This window comes from Corallococcus carmarthensis (genome assembly GCF_003611695.1).
Taxonomy (GTDB): Bacteria; Myxococcota; Myxococcia; order Myxococcales; family Myxococcaceae; genus Corallococcus; species Corallococcus carmarthensis.
The window spans coordinates 94,732-108,608 of the sequence record NZ_RAWE01000009.1; the positions used below are offsets into that span (position 1 = coordinate 94,732).

At 72.8% G+C, this 13,877-nt stretch carries 1 protein-coding gene; it reads left to right on the forward strand.

Features of this window, described 5'->3' with window-relative positions; genetic code table 11:
- Positions 1-202 precede the first annotated feature (202 nt).
- A partial coding sequence (locus D7X32_RS04610; RefSeq protein WP_120601273.1) for a non-ribosomal peptide synthetase occupies positions 203-13,877 on the forward strand: 13,675 nt, incomplete at its 3' end.

Here is a 13,877-nt window from a genome sequence, read left to right on the forward strand (position 1 = left end):
GTGAGGCCCGGCCCGTCCGCGCTTCATTTCTCCAGCCGAGTCGCTGCGGACACGGAGAACCGGCTTGAGCGGGTTGGCGATGAATCAAAAGCTCTATTAGAAACTCAGAAATACAGTTATTTCTTGCAGTTGAATGAGCCCGGCCTTCTCGCGACCGTCCTCCCTTCCAGATTTCACTCAGCGCCCCCCGTTCGAATCCCTGGTGGGCCTGCTCCGGCAGCGGAGCGCTGAGGCGGCGGCACGCGCGGCCCGATACACGTTCCTGGGGGAGACGGGAGAGGTCGAGGCGTCCTGGTCTCACGCGGAGCTGGACCTGTACGCGCGGCGCATCGCGGTGGCGCTGGCGGGCGTGGAGCCTGGCGCGCGGGCGGTGCTGCTGTATCCGCCGGGGCTCGACTACATCGCGGGTTTCTTCGGCTGCCTCTACGCGGGGCTGGTGGCGGTGCCGGCATATCCGCCGGATCCCTCACGGCTGGAGCGCACGCTGCCCCGGCTGCGCGCCATCATCGAGGACTCGCGCGCGACGGTGGTGCTGACCACGTCCTTCATCCTGTCGATGAAGGAGTTCCTCACGGATCAGGCGCCCGAGCTGAACGGGCTGCACTGGGCCGCCACGGATGCGCTGGAGCCCGGGGCCGAGGACGGATGGCGTCCGCCGGTGGCGCGCCCGGACACGCTGGCCTTCCTCCAGTACACGTCGGGCTCCACGGGCGTGCCCAAGGGCGTGATGCTCACGCACGGGAACCTGCTGCACAACCTGGACGCCATCCACCACAGCTTCCGGGCCAGCGCCGACAGCGTGGGCGTCATCTGGCTGCCGCCGTATCACGACATGGGGCTCATCGGCGGCATCCTGGAGCCGCTGCGTGGCGGGTTCCCGGTGGCGCTGATGTCGCCGCTCACGTTCCTGCGCCGTCCGCTCGTCTGGCTGGAGGCCATCTCCCAGTACCGGGGCACCATCAGCGGCGGCCCCAACTTCGCGTTCGACCTCTGCGCGCGGCGCATCTCCGAGGAGGACCGGGCCCGGTTGGATCTGTCCTCGTGGGAGGTGTCGTTCTGCGGCGCGGAGCCCATCCGGACGGAGACGCTGGAGCGCTTCACCCGGACGTTCGGGCCCCAGGGCTTCCGGGCTCCGTCGCTGTACCCCTGCTACGGCCTGGCGGAAGGCACCCTCATCGCCACGGGCGTGGCGCAGGGCGCGGGCGCGACGGCGCTCACCGTGGAGGGGGAGGCACTGGCCCGGTCCCGGGCGGTGCGCGTGGAGCCGGGCACTCCGGGCGCGCGGGAGCTGGTGGGGTGTGGCCGTCCGGTGCCGGACCAGTCGCTGATCATCGTCGAGCCGGAGGCTCGCACGCCGCGCGCGGATGGCGAGGTGGGGGAGATCTGGCTGCGGGGCCCCAGCATCGCGCAAGGCTACTGGCAGCGGCCGGAGCAGACCGAGGAGACCTTCCAGGCGCGCCTCGCGGCCACGGGCGAGGGCCCCTTCCTGCGCACGGGCGACCTGGGCTTCGTCGTGGACGGGGAGCTGTACGTCACCGGCCGGCGCAAGGACCTCATCATCCTGCGCGGGCGCAACCACTACCCGCAGGACCTGGAGCTGACGGCGGAGCGCGCGCACCCGGCGATCCGTCCGGGCTCTGGCGCGGCGTTCAGCGTGGACGTCGCGGGCGAGGAGCGGCTGGTCCAGGTCCACGAGGTCAGCCTGCGCGACGGCGTGGACCTGGCCCCGGTGCTGGCGGCGGTGCGTCAGGCGCTCAGCGAGGAGCATGAGCTCCAGCCCCACGCGCTGATCCTGGTGGAGCCGGGAAGCGTCCCGAAGACGTCCAGCGGGAAGATCCAGCGGCGCGCGTGCCGCGAGAGCTTCCTCGACGGTTCGCTGCGTGCCGTCGCCCAGTGGATGGAGGGCGGTGCGCTCGAAGCGCAGGCGGACGCTCACGAGGACGCCGCGCCGGGGAACACCGCTGAGTCGCTCGGCGCCTGGCTGCGGGGCCGCGTGGCCGCGCGGCTGCGCGTCCGGCCCGAAGAAGTGTCCTCGTCCGAGCCCATCACCCGGCTGGGCCTGGATTCGCTCGCGGCCGTGGAGCTGAGCCACGAGATTGAAAAGAGCCTGGGCGTGCTCCTCCCCATGGAGGCGCTGCTGCAAGGACCCAGCGTGGCGGAGCTGGCCGGTCGTGTGCTCGCGCACCGCGCGGGTTCCACCGCCCGGATGCCGTCGCCGTTGAAGCCCGGGAACCGCGAGGCGCTGCCCGCGCTGTCCTTCGCGCAGCAGCGGCTGTGGTTCCTGGATGCGCTCGTCCGGGGCAGTCCCGCGTACCACATCCCCGTCGCGGTCCGGCTGGTGGGGCCGCTCGACGTGCCGGCGCTCCAGCATGCGTTGGATGTGCTGGTGCGGCGCCATGAAACCCTGCGCACCACCTTCGTCTCCCGGGACGGCGTTCCCTCGCAGCGCATCCTGCCGGACCTCCGCGTGACGCTGGAGCAGGTGGACGTGAGCGGGCGGGAGGACCGTGCGCGGGAGACAGCGCGGCTGGCGAAGGCGGAGGCGGCGCGCTCCTTCGACCTGGAGGCGGGCCCGCTGATGCGGACCCTGCTGGTGAAGGAGGGGGAAGGGGAGCACGTGCTGGTGGTGGTGATGCACCACATCGTGTCGGACGGCTGGTCGATGGGCGTGATGGTGAGGGAGGTGGGGAGGGCGTACGAGGCGAAGGTGAAGGGCCTCCCGGCGCGGGAAGAGGCGCTGGAGGTGCAGTACGCGGACTGGGCGGCGTGGCAGCGGGAGTGGCTGGAGGGCGGGGCGCTGGAGGAGCAGCTGGGGTGGTGGAAGCAGCGGTTGGCGGGAGCCCCCGCGGCGCTGGAGTTGCCTGGCGACAAGCCCCGGCCGGTGAATCCCACCTTCCGTGCCCACACCGTCGACGCCAGCCTGTCCCTGCCGCTGTCGGAGGCAGTGAAGGCGCTGGCGAAGCAGGAGGGCGTGACGCCGTTCATGGTGCTGCTGGCGGCGTGGCAGGTGGTGCTGGCGAGGCATGCGGGGCAGGACGACGTCAGCGTGGGGACGCCCATCGCGGGGCGGCAGAGAGCGGAGACGGAGGGCCTCATCGGCTTCTTCGTGAACACGCTGGTGCTGCGCACGAAGGTGGAGGGCGGGGCGAGCTTCCGGGAGCTGTTGGCGCAGGTGCGGGAGACGACGCTGGGTGCGTACGCGCACCAGGACGTGCCGTTCGAGAAGCTGGTGGAGGCGCTACAGCCCGCGCGGGATCTCGCCCGGCACCCGCTGTTCCAGGTGATGCTCGCGTTCCAGCAGGACTCGCTGCCCGAGCTGAAGCTGCCGGGACTGGCCTTGAGGGCCGTGCCGCTGGACTCCGGCGCGGTGAAGTTCGACCTGTCGCTGAACCTGTCCGAGACCGCGGAGGGCTTCACCGGCACGCTGATCAGCGCCGCGGATCTCTTCCACCGCGCGAGCACCGAGCGGATGGTGCGGCACTGGCACACGCTGCTCGGGGCCGCCACGCTTCAGCCCGGGCTGCGGGTGGAGGCGCTGCCGCTGCTGGATGAAGAGGCGCGGCGCGCGGTGCTCGAGGCGTGGCCGGAGGAGCGGCTGGAGGCGGGCGACGACACGTGCCTGCATGCGCTCTTCGAGGCGCAGGCGGCCCGCGTGCCGGACGCCGTGGCGGTCGTGGGCGGTGGCCAGTCCCTGACGTACCGCGCGCTGGACGCGGGCGCGAACCAGCTCGCCGGTGCGCTGCGCGCGATGGGCGTGGGCCCCGACGCTCGCGTGGGCCTGTGCGTGGACCGGCGTGCCGACGCGATGCGCGGCCTGCTGGGCATCCTCAAGGCGGGTGGCGCCTACGTGCCGTTGGATCCCGCGAACCCCGGGGAGCGGTTGCGCCTGATGCTCGACGAGGCGCGCGTGGACGTCGTGGTGACCCTCCGTGAGCTGGCCTCGCGCTTCGATGGCCACCCCGGCCGGCTCGTGCTGCTGGACGAAGGGGACGCGCCGTTCGCTTCGTTCCCGGCGGAGGCGCCGCCCGTTCGTGGCGCCGTGCCGTCGAACCTGGCCTACGTCATCTTCACGTCGGGCTCCACCGGCCGGCCCCGGAGCGTGGGCATCGAGCACCGGCAGATCGTGCGCTATGTGCGCGGGCTCGTGCGGCGCCTGGACCTGGCGCAGGGGGCGTCCTTCGCGTCCGTCTCCACGCTGGCGGCGGACCTGGGACACACCGCGCTCTTCCCGACGCTGGCCCGGGGCGGCACCGTGCACCTGGTGGACACCGAGACGGCGTCCGACCCGGCGGCGCTTGGCGCGTACTTCGCCCGGCATGGCGTGGAGGGACTGAAGATCGTCCCGTCGCACCTGCGGGCCCTGCTGGCGTCGGAGTTCCCGGAGCGCCTGTTGCCGCGCCGCTGGCTGGTGCTGGGCGGCGAGTCATCCGACTGGGCGCTCGTGGATCAGGTGCGCTCGCTCGTGCCGGGCTGCGCGGTGTTCAACCACTACGGCCCCACGGAGACGACCGTGGGCGTGCTCACGCTGCCGGCCTCCGCGATGGCGCGTGAGGACCGTCCGGTCGTCGTGCCGCTGGGCCGGCCCCTGCCGGAGGTGCGCGCCTACGTCCTGGACGCGGGCCTGCGCCCGGTGCCTCCCGGCGTCGCGGGCGGGCTCTACATCGCGGGGGGCACGGTGGGCCGGGGCTACCTGGGCCGCCCGGAGCTCACCGCGGACCGCTTCATCCCGTCACCGTTCGCGAAGACTCCCGGCGAACGCATGTACCGCACGGGTGACCGTGCGCGGCTGGGGCCCGACGGCGCCATCGTGTTCCTGGGGCGCGAGGACGACCAGCTCAAGGTGCGCGGCTTCCGCGTGGAGCCCGGCGAGGTGGAGGCGGTGCTCAAGCAGCACCCGGCCATCGCCGAGGCGGTGGTGGTCGCCCGCGATGCCGGTGGGGGAGAGCGGCGGCTCGTGGCCTATGGGGTGCTCGCGCCGGGAAGCCGGTTGGGGGAAGGCCTCCTCAAGACCTTCCTGGAGGATCGGCTGCCGTCGTACCTGGTGCCCTCCGCGGTGGTCGTGCTGGACGCACTCCCGCTCACCGCCAACGGCAAGGTGGACCGCCGCGCGCTGCCGGAGCCCATCGACTTCGCGCGCGCGGAGCCCTCCGCGCCGGGCACTCCCTACGAAGCGCTGCTCGCCTCCGTGTGGGCGCAGGTGCTGGGCGTGAGCGACGTGGGCCCTGGCGACGACTTCTTCGAGCGCGGCGGCCACTCGCTGCTGGCCACGCGGGCGGTGTCCCGCATCCGTTCTGTCTTCCAGGTGGATCTGCCCCTGCGCGCGCTGTTCGAGACGCCGAAGCTGGGGGCGCTCGCGCGGCGGCTGGAGGCGCTGTCGCGCACGGGCGCGGATGCCGTGCGGCCTCCTGTCGTCCCGGTGCCTCGGGACTCGCCGCTGCCGCTGTCGTTCGCGCAGCAGCGCCTGTGGTTCCTCGACCGGCTGGAGCCGGGCAACGCGCTCTACAACGTGCCCGCGATGCTGTGGCTGGACGGGGCGCTCGACACGGTGGCCCTGGAGCGCTCCCTGGCGGAGATCCTCCGGCGCCATGAGGTGCTGCGCACGACCTTCCATGAGACGCCGGACGGCGCGCTCCAGCGTGTCTCGCCGGCACCCGCACGCGCGCTGACGCACGTCGACCTGCGCGACGTTCCTCCGGATGCGCTGGAAGCGCGGGCGCGCGGATGGGCGCGCGAGGAAGCGTCGCGGCCCTTCGATCTCGTTCAGGGCCCGCCCGTGCGCATGTCGTTGCTGGCGCTGCGGGACGACCGGCACCTGCTGGTGCTGGTGCTGCACCACATCGTCGCGGACGGCTGGTCGCTGGGCGTGCTCGTCCGGGAGCTGGGCGCGCTGTATGGCGCGTTCGCGCGCGGCACCGCCTCCGGCCTGCCGGAGCTCGCCGTGCAGTACGCCGACCATGCCGTCTGGCAGCGCGGCTGGCTCCAGGGAGAGGTGCGGGAGGCGCAGCTCTCCTGGTGGCGCGGACAGCTCCAGGATGCGCCCCGGGTGCTGGACCTGCCCGTGGCCCGCCACCGCCCGAAGGTGCGCACGTCGCAGGGCGCCCAGGCCACCCACGTGCTGCCTCGCGCGACGGCGGAGGCCGTGCGGCAGCTCGCGCTGCGCGAGGGTGCCACACCGTTCATGGTGCTGATGGCCGCCTTCCAGGCGCTGCTGCACCGTTACACCGGCCGCACCGATCTGCTGGTGGGCACGGACATCGCCAACCGGCACCACGCGGAGACCGAGGCCCTGGTGGGCTTCTTCGTCAACCAGGTGGTGCTGCGCACGCGCCCCACGCCCGTGTTGCCGTTCCGCGCGCTGCTGGGCCAGGTGCGCGAGGCCGCGCTGGGCGCGTACGCCCACCAGGACCTCCCCTTCGAAGAGCTGGTGCGGGACCTGAACCCGGAGCGCAGCCTGGGCGCTTCGCCCCTGTTCCAGGTCAAGCTCATCTTCCAGAACGCGCGCGACGCGGAGCTGGCGCTGCCCGGCGTGTCCCTGCGGGTGGAGTCCATCGATCCGGGCGCGTCGAAGTTCGACCTGACCGTGGCCTTCAGTGACACCGCGGAGGGCCTGTCCGGACTCTGGGAGTACAGCACCGACCTCTTCGACGCGGCGACGGTGGCGCGCATGCAGGAGCACCTGCGCACGCTGCTGGAAGGCGCCCTGGCGCGGCCCGACGTCGCGCTGGAAACGCTGCCGCTCCTGACGGAAGCGGAGCGCACCGACGTCCTGGGGACCTGGAACGCCGCCACGCTTCCCATCGGGGAGCCACTGCGGGTCCACCGCCGCTTCGAGGCCGCGGCCGCGACCTTCGCCGACAGGCCCGCCCTCCGCTTCGGAGGGCATGACGTCAGCTACCGGGAGTTGGAGGCGCGGTCCAACGCGCTCGCGCGCCACCTGCGCGCGCAGGGCGTGGGGCTGGAGACGCGCGTGGGCATCTGCCTGGAGCGTTCGCCGGAGCTGGTGGTCGCGATGCTGGCGACACTCAAGGCCGGCGGCGCCTTCGTGCCGTTGGATCCGGCGTACCCCAGCGCCCGGCTGACCTTCATGCTGCAGGACTCCGCGGTGCCCGTCGTGGTGACCCGTTCGGAGCTCGCGGACGAGCTGCCGGAGACGGGAGCCCACCTCGTGTGCCTGGATGAGGACGCCGCACGGCTGGAGCGTCTGCCTGGAGCGCCGCTGGAGGACGCGGGCGCGCCCGGACACCTGGCGTACGTCATCTACACGTCGGGCTCCACGGGCAAGCCCAAGGGCACGTTGCTGACGCACGGAGGCCTCTGCAACACGGCGGTGGCGGTGGGGCGCGCGCACGGCGTCCACCCGGACAGCCGCGTGCTGCAATTCGCCTCCAGCAGCTTCGACGCCGGCGTGTGCGAGGTCTTCTCGACGCTCCTGTCCGGTGCGTGCCTGGTGCTCGCGCCAAAGGACGCCCTGCTGCCGGGACCCGCGCTGGAGCGGACGCTGACGGAGCAGGCCATCACCACCGTGACGCTGACGCCGTCGGTGCTCGCGCAGCAGCCGCCGGAGGGACTCACCGCCCTGGAGACCGTCATCTCCGCGGGCGAGGCCTGCCCCCCGGAGGTGGTGCGGCGCTGGTCGCCGGGCCGCCGGTTCATCAACGCGTATGGGCCCACGGAGATCACCGTGTGCGCCACGCTGACGGATCAGCCGCTGTCGGCGGACCGGGTGACCATCGGCGGACCGTTGGCCAATGTGCGCGTGTACGTGCTGTCCCCGGCGCTCGAGCCGATGCCCGCGGGTGTCCCCGGCGAGCTGTACGTGGGCGGCGCGGGCGTGGGACGTGGCTACCTGGGCCACCCGTCGCTCACCGCCGAGCGCTTCATGCCAGACCCCTTCGCCACGGAGCCCGGCGCGCGGATGTACCGCACGGGCGACCGGGCGCGGTGGCTGGAGGGCGGAGCCCTGGAGTTCCTGGGCCGCTCGGACGCGCAGGTGAAGGTGCGCGGCTTCCGCATCGAATTGGAAGAAGTGGAGGCCGTGCTGGGCGCCCAGGCCGGCGTCCAGGCCGCGGCGGTCGCGGTGCGTGAAGAGGCGTCCGGCGTGCGCCGGCTGGTGGGCTACGTGGTGCCCTTCGAGGGCGCGACGCCCGACGAGGCCGCGCTGCGCGAGGGACTGCGGCGGCGGTTGCCGGAGCACATGGTGCCGTCGGCGTTCGTGGTGCTGGACGCGCTGCCGCTGACCACCAACGGCAAGGTGGACCGGGGCGCGCTGCCGGCGCTCGGTGGCCGCATCGCACGCGAGGAGACCTCCTTCGTGGAGCCCTCCACGCCCGCGGAGCGGCTGCTCGCGTCGCTCTGGTCGCAGATCCTCCGCGTGGAGCGGGTGGGGGCGGACGACAACTTCTTCGAGCTGGGCGGCGACTCCATCATCAGCCTCCAGGTCGTCGCGCAGGCGCGGCGGGCCGGACTGGCGCTCACGCCCAAGCAGCTCTTCGAACACCAGAAGCTGCGGGACCTGGCGGCCGCGGCCACGTTGGAGGCCGCGCCGGCGGTCGCGGATGCCGGGCCGGTGAGCGGGACGATGCCGCTCACGCCCATCCAGCGCTGGTTCCTGGAGCAGGGCTCGCCCGCGCCGGAGCACTACAACCAGGCGGTGCTCCTGGCGGCCCGCGAGCCGTTGGACGCGGGGCTCGTCGAGGCCACGCTGCGGGCGCTCTGGCGGCACCACGACGCGCTCCGGCTGCGCTTCACCCGCGCGTGCGACGGGTGGTCGCAGCAGTACGGTCCGCCCGATGAAGCGGTGACCTTCCTCGTCCGCGAGGACCTGTCCGGCGTGCCCGACGACGCGCGCGAAGCACGGCTGGAGCAGGTGGCCACCCGCGTCCAGGGCAGCCTGGACCTGGGTTCGGGGCCGCTCATGCGGGCGGTGCTCTTCACGATGGGCGCGGGACAGCCGGCGCGGTTGCTCTGGGTCATCCACCATCTCGTCGTGGACGGCGTGTCCTGGCGCACGCTGCTGGAGGACTTCGAGTCCGCCTACCTGGCGCTGCGCGACGGACTCGCGCCCGCGCTTCCTCCGCGCACCACGTCCTTCAAGACGTGGGCGGAGCGGCTGGAGGCCTACGCCGCGACGGACGCGGTCGCCGCGGAAGCGAACGCCTGGATCGCGCAGTCGCGGGTGCCCGTGGAGCCCTTCCCGCTGGAGGGTCCTGGCGGCGAGAACACCGTGGCCTCCGCGCGGACGGTGGCGGTGGAGCTGGACGCGGAGACGACGCGGCTGCTGCTGCGCGAAGCGCCCACGGCGTGGCGCGCGCGCGTGGACGAGCTGCTGCTGTCCGCGGTCGCGCGGTCCCTGGGCCAGGTGCTGCGCGTGGGCCGCGTGCGCGTCACCCTGGAGGGCCATGGCCGCGACGTGGCGCTTCCTGGCGTGGACGTGTCGCGCACCGTGGGCTGGTTCACCGCGGCGTATCCGGTGGTGCTGGACGTCGCGGGCCGGGGCTCGGAGGGAGACCTGGTGCGCACCGTGCGTGACGCGGTGCGGACGGTGTCCGGCCGTGGCGCGTCCTACGGCTTGCTGCGCCACCTGCGCGCGGACGACGTCTCACGGGACCTGGGCGCGCAGCCCGCCCCCCCGGTGGCCTTCAACTACCTGGGCCAGTTCGACGGCCTGGCCGCGGGGCTGACGCTCCTGGAGCCCGCGAACGAGCGCACGGGCCTGTCGAAGGCACCCGGCGCCCTCCGCACGGAGGTGCTGTCCGTGGGGGCGCGCGTGTTGAAGGAGCGCCTGCGCCTGGAGTGGACCTACAGCGAGCACCTGCACTCGCGCGCCACGGTCGAAGCGTTGGCCGGCGCGAGCCTGGAGTCGGTGCGGGCCCTGGTGGCCCTGCGCGCCACGCCGGATGCCCTGCGCTACACGCCGGTGGACTTCCCGCTGGCGACCCTGTCCGCGGACGTCCTGGAGCGCATCCTGCCTCCCGGCGAGGCGGTGGAGGACGTGTATCCGCTGTCCCCGCTGCAGGAGGGCCTGCTCTTCCACGGCATCCTGTCCCCGGAGTCGGGGGCGTACTTCGAACAGGTGAGCTGTTCGTTCCACGCGCCCCTCAACGTGCAGGCCTTCCATCGCGCGTGGCAGGAGGCGGTGGCGACGGAGCCGGTGCTGCGCACCGCGTTCCGGTGGGAAGGGCTGGAGCGTCCCCGGCAGGTGGTGTTCGCCCGGGCCGAGCTGCCCTGGCGCGAGCTGGACTGGCGCGGCCTGTCTCCCGAGGAGCAGGAGGCGCGGCTCGTGGCCCTTCGCGCGGAGGACCGTGCCCGGGGCCTGGAGCTCACGCACGCGCCGCTGATGCGCATGTCGCTCATCCGCGTGGACGCGCGCGTCCATCACCTGGTGTGGAGCTTCCACCACCTGCTGATGGATGGCTGGAGCGTGGGCCTGCTCCTGCGGCGGATCTTCTCCCTCTACGAGGCCTTTGGTCAGGGCCGCGCGCTGCCCCGGAGCGGGGGCGCGACCTTCCGCGACTACATCGCGTGGTTGCAGCAGCAGGACCTGGGCCGCGCGGAGCGCTACTGGCGCGAGGCGCTGGCGGGCTTCACCCAGCCCACGCCGCTGCCGGAGGACCGGGGTGTCGCGCGCGCGAGCGACTCGCGGACGTTGCGCCGGCTGTCCCTTTCGAACTCCGTGACGTCGGCCCTGCAGGAGTTCGCCCGCCAGCAGCAGGTCACCCTCAACACGCTGGTGCAGGCGGCGTGGGGCTTGATGCTCGGGCGCTGCGCGGGCCTGGAGGACGTCGTCTTCGGAGCGACGGTGTCCGGACGTCCGCCGGAGATCGAAGGCGTCGAGTCCACGGTGGGCCTGCTGATCAACTCGCTGCCGGTCCGTGTCCGGCTGCCGGGGGACGCGGTGCTGGGGCCCTGGCTCCAGGCGTTCCAGCAGCGGCAGGCGGAGCAGCGGCAGTACGAGTTCAGCCCGCTGGTGGAGGTGCAGGGCTGGAGCGGGCTGTCGCGCGGGGCTTCGCTCTTCGAGGCGCTGCTCGTGTTCGAGAACTACCCGCTCGACTCGGCGGTGTGGGAGTGGGCGCGAGACCTGGAGGTCCGCGGCTTCGTGGTGAGCGAGTGGACCAACTACCCGCTCACGTGCGTCGTCGTCCCGGGCCGTGAGCTGGAGTTGAAGCTGCTGCACGACGCGGGGCGCTTCGCTCCGGAGTCCGCCGACTCGATGCTGCGCCACCTGGGCGCGCTGCTGGAGTCCTTCGTGTCGCACGCGGAGGCGCGGCTGGACGCGCTGCCCATGCTGTCCGCCCAGGAGCGCCAGCAGGTGCTCGCCTGGGGCCAGCCCCGGGCACCGGTGTCCGACCCCGTGCCCAACGTGCACCAGCGCTTCGAGGCCTGGGCCGCGAAGACGCCGGACGCCGTGGCGGTGACGTACGAGCAGGCGTCGCTGACGTATGGCGAGCTGAACCGGCGGGCCAACCAGCTCGCGCACCACCTGCGCAAGCAGGGCGTGGGGCCCGAGGTGCGCGTGGGCCTGTGCGTGGAGCGCTCGCTGGAGATGCTGGTGGGCCTGCTCGCCATCCTCAAGGCGGGCGGCGCGTACGTCCCGTTGGATCCGTCGTACCCCGCGGAGCGGCTGGCCTTCCTGCTGGAGGACGCGGACGTGCCGCTGCTGCTCACGCAGGAGCGGCTGGTGGCGACGCTGCCGGCGGACCGCCCGGTGTTCCGGCTGGATGCGGACTGGCCGCGGGTCGCCGGTGAGCCCACGCACGACCTGGCTCCGACGGCCGGGCCCGAGCACGGCTGCTACGTCATCTACACCTCGGGTTCGACGGGCAAACCCAAGGGCATGCAGATTGAACATGCCCGGGTGACGCGCCTCTTCACGGCGACGGCGCCCTGGTTCTCCTTCGGCTCCGGCGAGGTGTGGACGCTCTTCCACTCGTACGCGTTCGACTTCTCCGTCTGGGAGATCTGGGGCGCGCTCATCCACGGGGCGCGGCTGGTCATCGTCCCGTATCTGGTGAGCCGTTCGCCGGAGGCCTTCCGGACGTTGGTTCACGACGAAGGCGTGACGGTGCTCAACCAGACGCCGTCCGCGTTCCTCCAGTTCGTGCAGGCGGACGCGGCCCGGAGCACGGGCGGCGCGTCGAGCCTGCGGTGGATCATCTTCGGCGGCGAGACGCTGGAGTTCTCCAGCCTCCGGGCCTGGTTCGACCGGCATGGCGACGCGCGGCCGAAGCTCGTGAACATGTACGGCATCACGGAGACGACGGTCCACGTGACGTTCCGTCCGTTGACGGCCCACGACGCGGCCGGCGCGCAGCCGAGCAGCGTGGGCGTGCCCATCCCGGACCTCCAGGTGTACGTGCTGGACGCGCGCGGCGAGCTGGCGCCCGTGGGCGTCCCGGGCGAGCTGTTCGTGGGCGGTGAAGGGCCCGGCCGTGGCTACCTGAAGCGCCCGGCGCTGACGGCGGAGCGCTTCGTGCCGGATCCGTTCTCCGGACGTCCGGGCGCGAGGCTGTACCGCACGGGAGACCTGGGGCGCTGGCGCTCGACGGGGGAGCTGGACCACCTGGGCCGCATCGACCACCAGGTGAAGGTGCGTGGCTTCCGCATCGAACTGGGTGAGATCGAAGCCGTGCTGCGCACCCATCCGGCCGTGCGCGACGCGGTGGTGCTGGTGCGGACGGTGGCTGGCGACGCGCGGCTCGTGGCCTATGTGACGGCTCGGGAAGGCGCGCACGTGGAGCCCTGGGAGCTGCGGCGCGTACTGCGCGAACGGCTGCCCGACTACATGGTGCCGCAGGCGCTGGTGCCCCTGGAGGCGTTCCCGCTCACGTCCCACGGCAAGCTGGCGCGTGAGGCCCTCCCGCTGCCGGAGACGGTGGACACCGAGGAGTCCGCGTCCGCCGACGTGGCGCCGCGGACGCCCACCGAGGAGCTGCTGGCGGACATCTGGGCGTCGGTGCTCGGCGTGGCGCGGGTCGGCCGCGACGACGACTTCTTCGAGCTGGGGGGCCACTCCCTGCTGGCGACGCAAGTGGTGTCGCGGTTGCACGCGGTGTTCCCCGTGAAGGTGCCGCTGCGGGAACTCTTCGAGCACCCCACGGTGGCAGCGCTGGGGCAGTGGCTGGATGCTGCGCTCGGTGCGAGGACCGGAGCCGAGGCCTTCGCGCGCATTCCGTCGCGGGTCCGTGGCGAGGGAGAACAGCTCCCGCTGTCGTTCGCGCAGCAGCGGCTGTGGTTCCTCGACCTGCTCACGCCTGGAAGCGCCGCATACAACATCCAGGCGGCGCTGCGGCTGAAGGGGCCCCTGGACCTGGCCGCGCTGGAGCAGGCGTTCACGCAGGTCGTCCAGCGGCACGAAGCGCTGCGCACCACGTTCGGCTCGGTGGAAGGGCGTCCGTTCCAGCGCATCGCCTCCGGCGCGTCCTTCGCGCTGCGGCATGTGGACGTGAGCGGGCGGGAGGACCGTGCGCAGGAGACCGCGCGGGTCGCGGCGGAAGAAGCGCAACGGCCGTTCGACCTGGAGGCCGGGCCGCTGATGCGGGCCTTGGTGGTGAAGGAGGGGGAGGGGGAGCACGTGCTGGTGGTGGTGATGCACCACATCGTGTCGGACGGCTGGTCGATGGGCGTGATGGTGAGGGAGGTGGGGAAGGCGTACGAGGCGAAGGTGAAGGGCCCCCATGCGCGGGAAGAAGCGCTGGAGGTGCAGTACGCGGACTGGGCGGCGTGGCAGCGGGAGTGGCTGGAGGGCGGGGCGCTGGAGGAGCAGTTGGGGTGGTGGAAGCAGCGGTTGGCGGGAGCCCCCGCGGCGCTGGAGCTCCCTACCGATCGTCCCCGGCCCGTCGTGCCCTCGACCGCGGGCGCGAGCCTGGACGTGCGGCTGT